Source organism: Pantoea sp. EKM21T, from assembly GCF_011800405.1.
GTDB lineage: Bacteria > Pseudomonadota > Gammaproteobacteria > Enterobacterales > Enterobacteriaceae > Pantoea > Pantoea agglomerans.
This window is the reverse complement of record NZ_JAALFV010000012.1, coordinates 82,118-97,224: the sequence shown is the minus strand read 5'-3', so window position 1 is coordinate 97,224 and position 15,107 is coordinate 82,118. Positions and strand designations below refer to the sequence as shown.

The following is a 15,107-nucleotide window of genomic DNA, read 5'->3' as shown; positions in this document are numbered from 1 at the left end:
ATGATGTCACGTAAATTTCGTCCCGGGCTGCATGCGTTCTGGTTGTGGCTCAAACTGTTGTGGAAACGCATTGATGAGGATGGCATGACGACCCAGGCCGGTAATCTGGCTTTTGTCTCATTGCTGGCGCTGGTGCCGCTGATTGCGGTGGTGTTTGCCCTGTTTGCGGCGTTTCCGGTCTTCTCTGATATCAGTGTGCAGTTGAAGCACTTTGTCTTTACCAATCTGATGCCGGCTGCAGGTAACACGCTGCAACGCTATCTTGAGCAGTTTGTGGCTAACGTAAACCGGATGACGGCGGTCGGAGCGGTCGGCCTGATTGTTACCGCCTTACTGCTGATGCATTCCGTCGATACCGCGTTAAACACCATCTGGCGCAGCAACAAGAAGCGGCCGATGGTCTATTCCTTTGCGGTCTACTGGATGATCCTGACACTTGGCCCGTTACTGGCCGGTGCCAGTCTGGCGATCAGCTCCTATCTGCTGTCGCTGCGCTGGATTAACGCGACAGGCGTCACCAGCCTGGTCGATCAGATGCTGCGTATTTTCCCGCTCCTGCTGTCGTGGCTCGCCTTCTGGTTGCTCTACAGCATCGTTCCTACCCAGCGAGTGCCGCCGCGCGATGCGCTGATTGGCGCGCTGGTTGCCGGTGCGCTGTTTGAGCTGGGCAAAAAGGGCTTTGCGCTCTATGTTACTATGTTCCCCTCTTATCAGCTGATCTACGGCGTACTGGCCGTGATCCCCATTCTGTTTCTCTGGGTCTACTGGACCTGGTGTATTGTGTTGTTAGGCGCTGAAATCACCGTTGCGTTAGCCGACTATCGGCAGTTAAAGCAGCAACACAAAGAGGAGCAACGCGAGGAAACATGATTGCATTGATTCAACGCGTACAGCGCGCCAGCGTCAGCGTCAATCAGGAAGTGGTCGGTGAAATCGATGCCGGTTTACTGGTTTTGCTGGGCGTGGAAAAGGGCGATGACAACGCGCGTGCGGAACGTCTCGCAGAACGCGTATTGGGCTATCGCATCTTTAGTGATGAGCAGGGCAAAATGAACCTGAGTGTTCGCAAGGCGGGCGGAAGCGTGCTGGTGGTGTCACAGTTTACGCTGGCCGCAGATACCCAAAAAGGGATGCGTCCCTCCTTTTCGGGTGGCGCCGAGCCCGCTGAAGCCGAGCGGCTGTATGAATATTTCAGCGACTGCTGTCGCAAGCAGGGCATCACCACGGCTAATGGCCGTTTTGCTGCGGATATGCAGGTCTCGCTGGTGAATGATGGTCCTGTGACGTTCTGGTTACAGGTGTGAGAACGTCAGCTGAGCGGCAGGGAACTGGCCACACATCCGAGCGGGAGAAACATTACATGTATCACCTTCGCGTGCCACAGACGGCGGAAGAGCTGGATATCTATTATCAGTTCCGCTGGGAGATGTTGCGTAAACCTCTGCGTCAGCCGCAGGGGTCGGAACGTGACGCCTGGGATGCGCTGGCGCATCATCAGATGGTGGTTGATGAGCAGGGAAATCCGGTCGCCATCGGCCGTCTCTATATTAATGCCGACAATGAGGCCGCTATCCGCTTCATGGCCGTTCATCCTTCGGTTCAGGGCAAGGGACTGGGTACCCTGGTGGCGATGACGCTGGAATCCGTGGCGCGTCAGGAAGGGGCTAAGCGGGTAACCTGCAGCGCCCGCGAAGATGCTGTCGCTTTCTTCGCTAAACTCGGCTACATCAATCAGGGCGAGATTACCGCGCCGCAGACGACGCCGGTTCGTCACTTTCTGATGATCAAACCGGTCGTCACGCTTGACGATATCCTGCATCGCGCCGACTGGTGCGGTCAGCTGCAACAGGCCTGGTATGATCATATCCCGCTCAGCGAAAAGATGGGCGTCCGTATTCTGCAGTTTACCGGGCAAAAATTTATCACCACCATGCCTGAAGCGGGCAACCAGAATCCACACCAGACGCTGTTCGCTGGCAGCCTGTTTTCGCTGGCAACGCTGACCGGCTGGGGGTTGATTTGGTTGCTGCTGCGCGAGCGTCATCTGGGTGGCACCATTATTCTGGCGGATGCGCACATTCGCTACAGCCACCCCATCAGCGGACGGCCTGGCGCGATTGCCGACCTGGGCTCATTAAGCGGCGATCTCGACCGCCTGGCTCGCGGACGTAAAGCGCGTGTGCAGCTCGAAGTTGAGCTGTTTGGCAATGATGAGTGTGGCGCGGTGTTTGAAGGGGTCTATATCGTCCTGCCCGCCGATCCTGACGGGCCGCTGGAAGAAGGGGGTTCCGGCGCGCGTATCAACTAATCATCAGGGCCGCTTCAGCGGCCCTGATCTGTTGTTAACGTACCTCGCCAGCCTGCATGGTCTGCTGCAGTTGCTGACTGTCGGTTGTCACCGACAAACTGCCATTAACCGTCGGGCGCAGCGGCTGATTTGCTGTTAATGCACCGTTCAGCTGCAGCTGCATATTACTGTCACCGGTTAACGGCAACGCGGGCCATCCCCAGTTCTGCAACACATTCACTGGTACAGCACGACCTGTCAGTTGCAGCGTCAGCGGACGGGCTGGCTGCTGGCCTACGGTGGCCGTCCCTTCGAGCAGGCCCTTATTACTGAACGCACTCAGCTCCGTAACCTGAATCTGCTGCTGGTCAGCGCTCAGCGCAATCGACGGATGACGCAGGTCGGTGCGATTAAAGGTTGATTCTGCTGCGTTCAGGCTGAGCTTACCCGACCAGATCCCCCACTGGTGCTGCTGCGCCAGCAGCAGGTTTTCACCGGATCCATCCAGTGAGGTCAGCTGGAAGGGAAAAGCCGGATTGATGTCGATTATCAGGTTTCGGTTAGAGGTGAAGCGAGTCACCTCTACGCTATCCAGCCACGCGGGCAGTGTCGCCTGCCAGCGATCGCCCCAGTCCTGCGGCAGAGTGTATTCCAGTCCCGCCACCGCCAGGTTTTTCAGTGTCAGGCGTTTATCGCTACGCGACCAGTCACCGTCAGCCCGAATCACCCCATTCGCCCAGCGTGAACTGAACTGCGTCAGCGCCACGCCCTGCGGTGAGAAGTCCAGGTTAACGATGGGGTCATTTAGTTCGAATCCACCGTTGATAAAATTGCTGGCATTCAGCGCCAGCGAACCATCGTTACTCTGCCAGTCATCACCCTGCCAGTTAACGTTTCTCAGCGTCAGATCCAGATCCGTTACCGCCCAGTCAGGCCCCTGCAGGCGGGCATCGGTCATGTCGAGCCGCGTAATGGCGATCGAGGGGACAACCTGCAGGCTATGCAGGAAATCTTTCAGGCTACTGGTGGTCTGCAGACGGATGTCGTTCAGTCGCAGCTGATTAATTTTCCAGTTGCCCTGGGCATCGCGCTCACCGTTGCCAGTCATAGAGCCACGCGCCAGGTCGGCACCAATATTGTCAAAGCGCATCCGACCCTGGGCAACACTGCCCTGGATCAGTACGTTTTCACCCGGCACGTTATTCAGTGTCATGCTGCCTGCGCTCATCTGGAAGCGGGCATCGCGGCCCAGCATATCAAGGGCAGTGGGTTTCCACGGCAGAATGCCGCCATTAACCTGCTGAGCAAACAGCGGTAACGCGCTGTTGGGGCTGTCGATACGCATATTGTTGAGTTGCAGGCGATCGGCCTGAATCGGTAGCGCGCTGCCTGGCGCCAGATTGGCCAGATTCACTTCTCCGTCGCGCAGCTCAAGGCTGCTGAAATGCAGCGGATCGCTGAACTGAATCAGTGCCAGACCGAGATCGACCCGTTTCGCCACCAGAACTGCAGGCTGTCCATCGTGACCAAAGCTGAAGTCATCCAGAATGATGTGAGAGGGAGAGGAGAAATTGTGTTCAATTTTACTCAGGGAGAGATGCCATTCGGTTTTGTCACTCACCCAACGGCTAAACCAGCCTGCACCCCACTGTGTCTGCAACAGAACATAGATCACGACCAGGGTGAAAAGCAGCAGCAAAAGTAAGGTGAGGAAAAACTTTCCAATAAATTTCATAGCATCCTTCCCGAGTTAAATCCGGTGAGAGGTTGTTATGCCTGAATTACCGTTACAGCTCAACAGCCTGGATGTAAATCCGAATAATTAGCAGGCAGGCCGAAGCCTGCCTCTGGCCTTACTTCTCTGGCGGAAAAATCAGGTTGAGTGCGATAGCGGTAATACCGCCCGCCGCAATACCGGAAGAGAGCAGGGTTTTCAGCCAGTCAGGCGCAAACTGCAGGATCAGCGGCTGCTGGGAAACGCCCAGGCCCACCGCCAGCGACAGCGCAATAATCATGATGGCGCGGCGGTTAAGCGGCTCGCGTGACACAATGCGGACACCCGAGGCGGCGATGGTGCCGAACATCACAATGGTGGCGCCGCCGAGTACCGGTTCAGGGATCATCTGCACCAGTCCGCTGACCGCCGGGAACAGCCCCAGCACAATCAGCATCAGCGCGACAACAAAGCCGACGTAGCGGCTGGCAACACCGGTCAACTGGATCACGCCATTGTTCTGACCGAAGCAGGAGTTCGGGAAAGTATTAAACAGCGCGGAGACAAAGGAGTTGAGGCCATTCGCCAGCACGCCGCCTTTCAGGCGTTTCATATAGAGGGGTCCGCTGACCGGCTGCTCTGACACATCCGAGGTGGCGGTGATATCGCCGATGGTCTCCAGAGAGGTCACCATAAACACCAGCATCAGCGGGATGAGCAGATTCCAGTCGAAGCCCAGCCCGTAATAGAGCGGGGTCGGCACCACGATTAGCGGCTGATCGATGGGGATGCCGGCAGCAGGCAGCATGCCCATCGCCCAGGCCAGCAGATAGCCCACCGCCATGGCAATAACCAGGGAGGCAACGCGCAGGTAGGGGTTCTTCTGCCGGTTAAGTAGCACGATCACCAGCAGCACAGCCCCTGCCAGCATCAGATTTTTCGGCGCACCAAAAGTATGATCGTTAATTGCGCTGAAACCGCCGCCAATGGAGGTCAGCCCTACCTGAATCAGCGACAGGCCGATAATCATCACCACGATACCGGAAACCAGCGGCGTAATAATCCGGCGCGCCAGGTGCAATACGCGTGACAGCACCATTTCGGTACAGGAGGCGAGCATCAGCGTACCAAACAGCGCCGCCATCATGGTGGGCACGTCAGCGCCGCCATTTTTTAGCGCCATGCCGCCCATAATCAAGGGCGTAACGAAGTTGAAGCTGGTGCCCTGAATTGACAGCAGGCCCGAACCCACTGGCCCCCATGTTTTGATTTGCAGCAGTGATGCCACACCCGATGCAAACAGCGACATGCTGATCACGTGCCGGGTATCCTCTGCGGGCAGCCCTAACGCCTGACAAATCAGAATCGCGGGGGTAATGACCGCGACAAACATCGCCAGCAGATGCTGACCGGCGGCAAACAGCGTTTGCGGCAGGGGAGGACGATCTTCAAGACGATAAATCAGTTCGCTTTGCGTGGCGGAAGGCTGTTCTGGCTGCGGATTAGTGGACATCTTCTGTTCTTCCCGAAAAATAATGTGGCGATTGTAATCATCCGCAGGCTAAAAGCAATCGTTTGCCCGGCAGGGATAAAAAAGCCGAATCAGAGGGGGATCGTTCAGACGTTGGTATAACGGGTGTTCTCTGGCAGCCAGCGTTCAATTAATGCGCTGGCCTGCTCGGGATAGTGCTGGTGGATGTGGCGCGCCACACGCTGAACTTCGGGCACCATCGCCGCATCGCGCAGCAGGTCGGCCACTTTAAATTCGGCATTGCCGGTCTGACGCGTGCCCAGCAGTTCACCCGGCCCGCGAATCTCCAGATCGAACTGGGCAATGACGAAGCCGTCATTGCTGTCGCGTAGCACCTGTAAACGCTTCTGCGCCGTCTTGCTCAGCGGCGCTTTGTAGAGCAGTACACAGTGTGATGCTACGGCACCACGGCCCACACGGCCCCGCAGCTGATGCAGCTGCGCCAGCCCTAACCGCTCCGGGTTTTCGATGATCATCAGGCTGGCATTCGGCACGTCCACGCCAACCTCAATCACGGTCGTCGCCACCAGCAGCTGCAGTTCATTCGCTTTAAACGCCTGCATCACCGCCTGTTTTTCCGCAGGCTTCATACGGCCATGCACCAGCCCGATGTTTAAGTCGGGCAGCGCCGTTTTCAGGGATTCCCAGCTGGCTTCTGCCGCCTGTGCTTCCAGCAATTCTGACTCTTCAATCAGGGTACAGACCCAGTAGGCCTGACGCCCTTCGCGGCAGGCATGCTCAACCCGCGCCACAATCTCATCGCGTCGGGTATCGGGGATAGCCACGGTGGTCACCGGTGTACGTCCCGGCGGCAGCTCATCGATGGTTGAGGTATCGAGATCGGCATAAGCGGTCATCGCCAGGGTGCGCGGAATTGGTGTGGCGGTCATGATCAGCTGATGCGGATGGAAGCCCTGCTCCTCACCTTTCTCCCACAGCGCCAGTCGCTGGTGGACGCCGAACCGATGCTGCTCATCAATAATGACCAGTGCCAGACCGTTGAACTGCACCTGCTCCTGAAACAGGGCATGTGTGCCCACCACCATCGCCACCTGACCGCTGGCTATCGCTTCCTGCTGTGCCTGGCGGGCTTTGCCTTTCTGTTTTCCGGCCAGCCAGCCCACTTCAATGCCCAGCGGCGCAAACCACTGGCGGAAGTTACTGGCGTGCTGTTCAGCCAGCAGTTCGGTCGGCGCCATCAGAGCAACCTGCTTACCATGTGCGATAACGTTCAGCGCAGAAAGCGCGGCGACCAATGTCTTACCCGAGCCGACGTCACCCTGCACCAGCCGCATCATCGGAAAGTCATTTGCCAGATCTTTCTCTATCTCCGCCACCACGCGTTTCTGCGCATTGGTCGGTGAAAAGGGCAGCGCTGCCAGCAGCTGGTCGCTAAGGTTGTGCCGGGGAAGCATCGGTAAAGCGTAATAGCGCTGAGCACCGGCGCGTACCGCCAGCATGCTGAGGTTGTGTGCCAGCAGCTCTTCCAGAATCAATCTGCGTTGTGCCGGATGACGACCACTCTCCAGCTCGCTGAGTTTTAGATCGGGTGGTGGACGATGCAGCGTGCGGAGCGCATCTGGCAGGCTGATTAAACCGCCGCTCAGTTCCTGCGGCAGCAGTTCGGCAATCGGGCAGCTCTCCAGCAGCGTCAGTGCCTGATCGGTGAGATTACGCAGCGTGGCCTGCCGAATACCTTCGGTGGTGGGATAAACCGGCGTTAAGGTCTCTTCCAGCGTCACATTGCTCTGTTCGCCCTGGATCCGGTATTCGGGATGGATAATCTCAGCGCCACGCTGACCGCGTTTAATTTCACCATACGCGGTGACGCGCCGGCCCGGCGACAGGTTGTTCTTCATCCCGGCATTGAAATTAAAGAAGCGCATCGTCAGTACGCCGCTGCCATCGCTAATCTGGCACACCATCATCCGGCGGCGACCAAAGGTGATATCTGTGTGCAGCACTTCGCCTTCTACTGTGGCCCAGATACCGGGCAGCAGATCATCAATGGCATAAAGTTGGGTACGATCTTCGTAGCGTAGCGGGAGATGAAGCAGGAGATCCTGAATGGTATGCAGGTCAATTTTGGCCAGCTTTGCCGCCTGGCTGGCACCGACGCCGGTCAGGGTACTGAGCGGGATGGCATCCAGCAGACGGCCTTTCATCTTCTTTTACCGGTCGATTGCATGGTTGCCCACCAGCTGGGATCGGCGTCGACTTCGCCCTGCGCATTGATGCGCGGATAGGGTAAACCTTTCTGTTTTGCGACCCGCGCCAGTACCGGGAATCCGCCTTCGAACAACAGACGTTGCTGCTCATCTTCGTCCAGCAGGCTGTAGTCGCGCAGGTACAGACCCGCGTTCTGCCGCTGCCGCTGTGCTTCATACAGGATCAGCGCGCAGGCAACCGAGACATTCAGCGACTGCACCATACCCACCATCGGAATCACAATCTGCCGATCGGCCAGCGCCAGCGCTTCTTCGGTGATGCCGGTTTTTTCCTGGCCCATCAGGATGCAGGTCGGAAGGGTATAATCGATCTCACGGAAATCCACGGCATCGGCAGAGAGATGGGTCGCTAAAACCTGCATCTTCTGTTGTTTGAGCTTTTTTACAGCATCGCCGATGGTGGGATGGGTGACCACTTTAACCCAACTGTTGCTTCCGGCAGATGCGGAAGCCTGAGTGCGCATCCGCTGGCTCGGCCAGACGGCATGCACTTCGTGGATGCCGACGGCGTCCGCCGTGCGGATCACTGCGGAAACATTGTGCGGTTTATGCACCTGCTCCATACAGACCGTGAGATCGTGCTGGCGCAGTGCCAGCATCGCCTGAATCCGGGCAAATCGTTGATCGTTCATGCCTAATTACGGTTACGATGGACTTTAATCACATCCGGCATCACGCGAATTTTACGCATGATATTCGCCAGATGGACGCGATCACGTGCGGTCAGGCGGATAAAGGCGCTGTAAACGCGGCCATCACGCTCTTCGGTATTCAGGCTCTGAATATTGGAACCGGCCGTGTTGATTGCCGCCGTCAGGTTAGCCAGTGCGCCCTGATGGTTAAACATGTCGACTTTGATTTCCGCCACGAACTCCTGCTCGGTGACTTTATCCCACTCGACCGGCATGAATTTTTCAGGCTCTTTCTGGTAGCCGCGAATATTCCGACAGGATTCATGATGCACCACCAGCCCTTTGCCGGGACTGACATGGGCAACAATCGGATCACCGGGAATCGGACGGCAACATTTGGCGAAGGTAATCAACACGCCATCTGCACCTTTGATCGGCAGTTTACCGCGCTTGCTGTTGCTGCTGATGGCGTTGCTGTCAGCCTGCAACAGGTTCTTCGCCACCACCACGCTCATCGCATTGCCCAGACCGATTTCTGCCAGCAGATCGTCAAGCGAGGTCAGCTTCATACGATCCAGCTCCTGCCTGATATTCTCCGGCGGGATCTCAGCCAGTTTACGGCTGCCGCCCAGCGCATGGCTGAGCAGGCGGCGACCCAGATTGACGGAGTCTTCGCGCTTGAGGTTTTTCAGCAGCTGACGAATTTTTGCGCGGGCTTTGGAGCTGACGACAAAGTTGAGCCAGGCGGCGTTAGGACGGGCGCCTGGCGCGGTGATGATCTCAATCGTCTGACCGCTGGTCAGGGTTTGCGACAGCGGATAAGGCTGGCGGTCAACGCGTGCGCCAACACAGGCATGGCCGATATCGGTGTGGACCGCATAAGCGAAATCCACCGGTGTCGCACCGGTTGGCAGCTCAACAATGCGGCCTTCAGGTGTAAAGACGTAGATCTCATCGGGAAAGAGATCGGACTTCACGCTTTCAATAAATTCAAACGAACTGCCCGCACTCTGTTGCAGCTCCAGCAGGCTTTGCAGCCAGCGCTGAGCGCGAATCTGTGCGGTGGTGCCACTTTCGCCCGCCTGTTTATAAGCCCAGTGCGCAGCGACCCCCATTTCCGCCATCTGATCCATATCCTCGGTGCGAATCTGTACTTCGACCGGCACGCCGTGCGGACCAATCATTGAGGTATGGAGCGATTGATAGCCGTTCGCTTTGGGGATGGCGATGTAATCTTTGACGCGGCCCGGACGCGGTTTATACAAACTGTGCATCTGGCCCAGAACGCGATAGCAGGTATCCAGATCTTTCACGATGACGCGAAAGGCATAGATATCCATGATCGAGTGAAAACGCTGCTCTTTCAGCGTCATTTTGCGGTAAATCGAGTAAAGATGCTTTTCACGCCCGCTGACGCGGCAGGGAATGCCCGCTTCCTGCAAACGGCCGTCGATCTCAGAAAGAATCTTCTGGATCATCTCTTTACGATTACCGCGCGCGGCTTTCACCACCTCTTTAATGACCCGATAACGGTTCGGATAGAGGGCCTCAAAACCGAGCTCTTCCAGCTCTGTTTTAAGATGATGAATACCCAGGCGGTGCGCCAGTGGACTGTAAATCTCTAACGTTTCCAGCGCGATGCGGCGACGTTTGTCCGGGCGTAATGCGCCGAGAGTACGCATATTGTGGGTGCGGTCAGCCAGCTTGATGAGAATGACGCGGATATCCTGCACCATCGCCATAATCATCTTGCGGAAGTTCTCTGCCTGCGCTTCTTTCTTGTCGCGGAATTTCAGCTTATCCAGCTTGGAAACGCCTTCGACCAGTTCCGCCACGCTTTTACCGAACAGTTGTTCCATGTCCTGGTAAGTGGCAGGCGTATCTTCGATCACGTCATGCAGCAGCGCGGCCATGAGAGTTTCATGGTCGAGCTTCATTTCCGCCAGAATACAGGCCACGGCAACCGGGTGGGTGATATAAGGCTCACCGCTGGAGCGTGTCTGTCCCTCGTGGGCATCACGTGCGACAAGGTAGGCTTGCTGGAGGCGCTTGATCTGCTCCTCTGGCAAGTATTTTTCAATCAGTTGATTGAGACTTTCAAACAGATACAAGGGCGACCTGCAGGTGGCTGTTAACGACGACCTTCAGCGATAGCGGTAACGGCCTGTAACTCAGCGGCTTCCTGCTCTTGCTGTTCCTGACGATCACGCACATCTAAAATCTGATTGGTGACCAAACCTTCTTCGATTTCGCGCAGGGCGATAACGGTAGGTTTATCGTTCTCTTCCGGAACCAGTGGATCTTTGCCGCCTACCTGCATCTGACGTGCACGACGTGCAGCGACCAACACCAGGTCAAAACGATTACCAACTTTTTCTACTGCGTCCTGAACGGTTACGCGTGCCATAGGTGTGCTACTCCACAGATGAAGAAATGACTGCGCATCATACTGAAACTGTATTCAGACTGCCAACAGTTTGCTGATTAAAGCATCGTGACGCGCCTTCTGACGCGCCATACGCAGACGTTCTGCGCGAATAATGGTTTTCAGATCGGACAGCGCCAGATCGAAATCATCATTCACAATTAAATAGTCATACTCGGCGTAGTGGCTCATTTCCGCTACCGCCTGAGCCATGCGACGCGTGATCACCTCTTCGCTGTCCTGGCCACGACCGCGCAGACGGCGATCGAGCTCTTCTTTCGAAGGCGGCAAAACAAAGATGCTGCGTGCGCCAGGCATTTTGGTGCGAATTTGCTGCGCACCCTGCCAGTCGATGTCGAGAAACACGTCAACGCCGGTTGCCAGCACCTGCTCAATAGCATGGCGCGAGGTACCGTAATAGTTGTCGAAAACTTTGGCATGTTCGAGGAAAGCCTCTTCCGCGATCATCTGCTCAAATTCATGCTTCTCAACAAAAAAGTAATGTTCGCCATGGGTTTCACCCGGACGCATACCGCGCGTCGTGTGCGAAACAGAGACCTGCGTATCATACAACGGCTGGGTCTTTAACAGCGCCTGAATCAGGCTGGATTTACCTGCGCCGCTGGGAGCAGAAACAATATAGAGCGTGCCTTGAGCCATGGTTTTCTTGAATTGATTAAAAGCGGAGTCGATTTCCTGCACAGTATACACAGCTTCCCGCCGCCACGCAGCGTTTGCGCAGCGGCAACACCCAACTTTTGCGCATCTTCGCGCAAATCTCTGTCGGACGACTGTAATTATTCCCTGATTGCGACGGCATCCCTTCCATAGCTGAACATCACCTCTGGCTGACGCTGAAGCACCGGTATTGAATGCTGCAAAACGTCAGGAGAGAGATCATGAAAGGATTCGGCTGGCCGCTGTTTGCGGCTGCTCTGTGGATCGTCCTATGGCCTGCACATAGCGCCCTTTGTCCCGTCTGGACACCCACCCGGGCGTCAGAAGAGATCCGTCGTCTGCAACAGCAGCTGCAGCACTGGGATGATGCTTACTATCGTCAGGGACAGAGTCCGGTGGCTGATGCAGATTATGACAGTCTGCAGCAGCGACTGAATCACTGGCAGCACTGCTTTAACCCTCCGCAGCCCGCTTACGCACCGCAACTGCCGGGTGAGGGTGAGCACCTGCATCCGGTCGCCCACACGGGCGTAAAAAAGATGCGCGACAAGCTGGCCCTGGCTTACTGGATGCAGGGGCGGCACGATCTCTGGGTGCAGCCGAAAGTGGATGGCATTGCCGTTTCCCTGGTTTATCGCCACGGCAGACTGGTTTCACTGTTGAGTCGTGGTGATGGATTACGCGGTGAAGAGTGGCTGGCTAAAGCCGCCTGGATCCCTGCGATTCCGCTGCAGATCGAGACCGGACTTGAAGAGGTTGTGCTGCAGGGTGAGCTGTTTCTGTCGATGACCGGTCATCAGCAGGCGGTTGATGGCGGCAGGAATGCGCGCTCACAGGTCGCTGGCGCCATGATGAGCAAGCAGCGGGTTCCTCTGCTGGATTCGCTCGATATTTTTATCTGGGCCTGGCCAGATGGCCCCGCCACGATGACGGAACGCCTTCAGCAACTCAGCCGCTGGGGACTGGGCGTTGCCGCAAACTGGAGCCACAGCGTTAAAGACGAAGAGGAGGTTGCAGCGTGGCGGAAGCGCTGGTTTCATGCTGAGCTGCCCTTTGTCACTGACGGTGTCGTCGTTCATCAGAGCCTGCGACCTGCGGGCAAAAACTGGCTGCCTGGAGAAGGAACATGGGCCGTTGCCTGGAAATATCAGCCTCCGGAAGTCAGCGCTGAAGTGCTCTCCGTCGATTTTCCAGTCGGCCGAACCGGGAAGATAGCCGCGGTACTTAATCTGCAGCCGGTACAGCTGGATGATAAGACGGTCAGGCGGGTCAATGTTGGATCGCTGCGTCGCTGGCAGGAGAGCGATATCGTGGCGGGAGATGTCATCACACTGAGTCTGGCAGGCCAGGGCATTCCCCGGCTGGAGCGGGTGATCTGGCGCGTGGCAGAGCGGCACTATCCTCAGCCTCCCGACGCGTCGCGCTACACGCCGCTGAGTTGTTACACCTTCAGCGCTGAATGCCAGAAGCAGCTACTGGCAAAATTACGCTGGCTCAGTCAGAAAACGGTACTGAATATTCCTGGCGTTGAGCGCAGCACCTGGCTGCACTTACTGGAAACCGGCAGTATGACGCACCTGTTCGGCTGGCTGACGTTAACACCGGAACAGATCGCCGCCGCAACGGGCCTCTCTCGGGAGCGGGCGGGTCAGCTCTGGCACCGTTTTAATCTCACCCGTCAGCAGCCGCTTCGTCGCTGGGTGGATGCCTTAGGTGTTTCACTGCCGCGGAAGGCCCTCAATGCGCTGCCCGATCAGCAGTGGGAGAGCTTAACGCAGCGGGATGTCAGGGACTGGCAAGCTTTACCGGGTGTCGGGGCGGCGCTGGCAAAGCGCCTGGTTACGCAGTTCCATGATGCCCGCCTGCAGACGCTGATCGCTTTTCTGAGACAGCAGGGAATTCCCGCATCCTCAATGCTCGGGATGGGGATAGTTGAAAATCGGCAAACCAAGACGGAAGCGCAGCGCCAGTAAACGGGCGAAGAATCCGAACAGCAGGGTAATGATAATCACCGCTTCATGCGCCAGTGTGGTTTTCAGCAGCAGGATATACATCCAGCCAGAGGCGAAAGCGATACCGGCGTAGAGTTCCTTCTGAAACACCAGCGGAATGCGATTACAGAACATGTCACGCAGTACGCCGCCAAAGACGCCGGTAATGACCGCACTTATCGCGGCAATAATCATGGCGTGTCCTGAATCGAGCGCAACCTGCGCGCCGATAATAGAAAAGACCACCAGTCCTAACGCATCGAGCACCAGAAACACTTTGCGCAGATGCGTCATCAGGGGTGCCAGGAAAGTGGTCACTACCGCCGCCGCTGCAACAATCATGATGTATTCGGGATGTTTCACCCAGCCCAGCGGATAGTGACCCAGCAGGATGTCGCGCACCGAACCGCCACCAATGGCGGTCACGGACGCGATAATGATGACACCGAACAGATCCATTTTGCGACGCCCCGCCGCCAGCGCACCCGTCATGGCTTCAGCAGTAATACCAATAATGTAGAGAACGGTCAGTAACATAGCAGACTCCAGTAAGACGGCGGCAAGACTACGGCATTGCTTGAGAGACGGCGCCGAAGATTTTCTGGCGATCGGCGTCCGGGATGAGCGCAGTTTATACCAGCCAGCGCTGGCGTCATCATAGAAAGACTTTTTTGCGAAGGGACTGCGGCAGGTGATTGAAAAAGTTGAGAGGAAACAACGTACAGAGGGTTTGCGCGTTCCGGCGTGGGGTTTTCCCACTCAGGGCGGGCGGTGAACTGACGACGATCGCCAGATAGCCGCTGGTCGAAAACCAGTTTATACAGGAGATAAAAAAGGGCTGGATGCTGCGGGAAAAGAATCGATCAGGTAAATATTGCGACAGACTAAATAAAAAGAAAAGGCGTGCTGGTTAACAGCACGCCAACGCATCGTTTCGGATGCTCAGAGCCCACCATACAGACTTATTTTATTATTTGTTTCTTGCACGAATTTTAGAAAATGCATTCAGGCTAAAACGGTATTCCGGCTGGAACCATGAACGACCGTAGTAGCAGTAAATCAGCATACGAATGGATGCCATCGCCAGGTAACCCCAGATCGCACACAATACTGAAGGGGTCAGCCAGACGGTAAATAAGGTGACGGCAAGTCCGGCTAATACCGAGGAGGTTTCAGCAAAAGCGATACGGGTATATTGTTTTTCGCGCTGTAATATCGCACGGTAATGCTGACCCTGTGGGATGATAATAAACACCACTGAGACCATCTGCAGCATTAATGCCAGTTCAGGCTGATCAAAAAGGCTGGTCAGCAGATGGCTGCCAGTAAATAACAGACCAAACACCGCGACCCCCATCAACATATTACCCCAGTAGATCGTGGAGAGGTCATTGATAGAGAGAATCGAGCGGCGGATCAGCGTATTTGAGAAGCCCCGATCGGCCAGAGTATCGATAGCCAGTAAAGCTATCACGGCGATCGCCAGCAGATTGAGCTCATTCGCCTGCAGAATCTGCGCCAGCAACGAGAGTTGTAATACGCCGATGCCAATAATTTTGATTGAAGAGAGCAGAGACCATTTTGCGCCATTCAGACTGCTTTCACGTATTGCCATAATATA

The 15,107-nt window shown here is 56.3% G+C and carries 13 protein-coding genes; 4 read left to right on the top strand and 9 right to left on the bottom strand.

Features of this window, described 5'->3' with window-relative positions; translation table 11 throughout:
* Genes HFD87_RS20360 through fabY form a run of 3 tightly spaced genes read left to right on the top strand, consistent with a single transcriptional unit; the run spans position 1 to position 2,308 of the window.
* Positions 1-870: a virulence factor BrkB family protein gene (locus HFD87_RS20360; RefSeq protein WP_111535052.1), complete on the top strand. Its 870-nt coding sequence runs from the start codon at positions 1-3 to the stop codon at positions 868-870.
* Positions 867-1,304 carry a D-aminoacyl-tRNA deacylase gene (gene dtd / locus HFD87_RS20355; protein ID WP_167423842.1) on the top strand — a complete coding sequence of 146 codons (438 nt, stop codon included), beginning with the start codon at positions 867-869 and terminating at the stop codon, positions 1,302-1,304. The genes HFD87_RS20360 and dtd overlap by 4 nt, the downstream gene beginning before the upstream one ends.
* A gap of 56 nt (positions 1,305-1,360) precedes the next feature.
* Entirely contained in the window at positions 1,361-2,308 is a 948-nt protein-coding gene (fabY, locus tag HFD87_RS20350) for a fatty acid biosynthesis protein FabY (protein ID WP_010258423.1), read from the top strand.
* Between the two features lie 34 nt (positions 2,309-2,342).
* Here fabY and HFD87_RS20345 read toward each other — a convergent pair whose 3' ends face one another.
* The 7 genes from HFD87_RS20345 to gmk all read right to left on the bottom strand — a co-directional run bounded on the left by HFD87_RS20345 (position 2,343) and on the right by gmk (position 11,477).
* Positions 2,343-4,022, bottom strand: coding sequence for an AsmA family protein (locus HFD87_RS20345; RefSeq protein ID WP_167423841.1), 1,680 nt, complete (start codon positions 4,020-4,022; stop codon positions 2,343-2,345).
* A 118-nt stretch (positions 4,023-4,140) separates the two neighbouring features.
* On the bottom strand, positions 4,141-5,514 hold the full coding sequence (locus HFD87_RS20340; RefSeq protein WP_167423840.1) for an NCS2 family protein: 1,374 nt from the start codon (positions 5,512-5,514) through the stop codon (positions 4,141-4,143).
* Between the two features lie 104 nt (positions 5,515-5,618).
* Entirely contained in the window at positions 5,619-7,697 is a 2,079-nt protein-coding gene (gene recG / locus HFD87_RS20335; protein ID WP_010258417.1) for an ATP-dependent DNA helicase RecG, read from the bottom strand.
* Complete coding sequence (gene trmH / locus HFD87_RS20330) at positions 7,694-8,392, bottom strand: tRNA (guanosine(18)-2'-O)-methyltransferase TrmH (RefSeq protein ID WP_010258414.1); 699 nt, start codon at positions 8,390-8,392, stop codon at positions 7,694-7,696. The genes recG and trmH overlap by 4 nt, the downstream gene beginning before the upstream one ends.
* Positions 8,393-8,394: 2 nt before the next feature.
* Positions 8,395-10,503 (bottom strand): bifunctional GTP diphosphokinase/guanosine-3',5'-bis pyrophosphate 3'-pyrophosphohydrolase, encoded by a 2,109-nt coding sequence (gene spoT / locus HFD87_RS20325; RefSeq protein ID WP_010258411.1) that lies wholly within the window; start codon positions 10,501-10,503, stop codon positions 8,395-8,397.
* A 20-nt stretch (positions 10,504-10,523) separates the two neighbouring features.
* A complete protein-coding gene (gene rpoZ / locus HFD87_RS20320; RefSeq protein ID WP_003851346.1) occupies positions 10,524-10,799 on the bottom strand; it encodes a DNA-directed RNA polymerase subunit omega in 276 nt (91 codons plus the stop codon).
* 54 nt (positions 10,800-10,853) lie between these two features.
* The gene (gene gmk / locus HFD87_RS20315; protein WP_010258405.1) at positions 10,854-11,477 is read right to left on the bottom strand and encodes a guanylate kinase; all 624 of its coding nucleotides are present in this window, start codon (positions 11,475-11,477) and stop codon (positions 10,854-10,856) included.
* Between the two features lie 239 nt (positions 11,478-11,716).
* On the opposite strand from gmk, the gene ligB reads away from it, so the two are divergent.
* Entirely contained in the window at positions 11,717-13,468 is a 1,752-nt protein-coding gene (gene ligB / locus HFD87_RS20310) for an NAD-dependent DNA ligase LigB (protein ID WP_167423839.1), read from the top strand.
* Here ligB and HFD87_RS20305 read toward each other — a convergent pair.
* Together HFD87_RS20305 and HFD87_RS20300 are read right to left on the bottom strand one after the other, a co-directional pair.
* Positions 13,406-14,023 (bottom strand): trimeric intracellular cation channel family protein, encoded by a 618-nt coding sequence (locus HFD87_RS20305; protein ID WP_010258398.1) that lies wholly within the window; start codon positions 14,021-14,023, stop codon positions 13,406-13,408. The two genes, ligB and HFD87_RS20305, sit on opposite strands and share 63 nt — an antisense overlap.
* A gap of 433 nt (positions 14,024-14,456) precedes the next feature.
* Complete coding sequence (locus HFD87_RS20300) at positions 14,457-15,101, bottom strand: oligosaccharide flippase family protein (protein WP_010258395.1); 645 nt, start codon at positions 15,099-15,101, stop codon at positions 14,457-14,459.
* Between the last annotated feature and the right edge of the window lie 6 nt (positions 15,102-15,107).

Excerpts from the sequence above, each read along its gene's own strand:
- recG (WP_010258417.1), bottom strand. The coding sequence starts at position 7,697 with ATGAAAGGCCGTCTGCTGGATGCCATCCCGCTCAGTACCCTGACCGGC.
- HFD87_RS20340 (WP_167423840.1), bottom strand. The coding sequence starts at position 5,514 with ATGTCCACTAATCCGCAGCCAGAACAGCCTTCCGCCACGCAAAGCGAA.
- HFD87_RS20360 (WP_111535052.1), top strand. The coding sequence starts at position 1 with ATGATGTCACGTAAATTTCGTCCCGGGCTGCATGCGTTCTGGTTGTGG.
- HFD87_RS20300 (WP_010258395.1), bottom strand. The coding sequence starts at position 15,101 with ATGGCAATACGTGAAAGCAGTCTGAATGGCGCAAAATGGTCTCTGCTC.
- rpoZ (WP_003851346.1), bottom strand. The coding sequence starts at position 10,799 with ATGGCACGCGTAACCGTTCAGGACGCAGTAGAAAAAGTTGGTAATCGT.
- fabY (WP_010258423.1), top strand. The coding sequence starts at position 1,361 with ATGTATCACCTTCGCGTGCCACAGACGGCGGAAGAGCTGGATATCTAT.
- gmk (WP_010258405.1), bottom strand. The coding sequence starts at position 11,477 with ATGGCTCAAGGCACGCTCTATATTGTTTCTGCTCCCAGCGGCGCAGGT.
- ligB (WP_167423839.1), top strand. The coding sequence starts at position 11,717 with ATGAAAGGATTCGGCTGGCCGCTGTTTGCGGCTGCTCTGTGGATCGTC.
- HFD87_RS20345 (WP_167423841.1), bottom strand. The coding sequence starts at position 4,022 with ATGAAATTTATTGGAAAGTTTTTCCTCACCTTACTTTTGCTGCTGCTT.
- trmH (WP_010258414.1), bottom strand. The coding sequence starts at position 8,392 with ATGAACGATCAACGATTTGCCCGGATTCAGGCGATGCTGGCACTGCGC.
- dtd (WP_167423842.1), top strand. The coding sequence starts at position 867 with ATGATTGCATTGATTCAACGCGTACAGCGCGCCAGCGTCAGCGTCAAT.
- HFD87_RS20305 (WP_010258398.1), bottom strand. The coding sequence starts at position 14,023 with ATGTTACTGACCGTTCTCTACATTATTGGTATTACTGCTGAAGCCATG.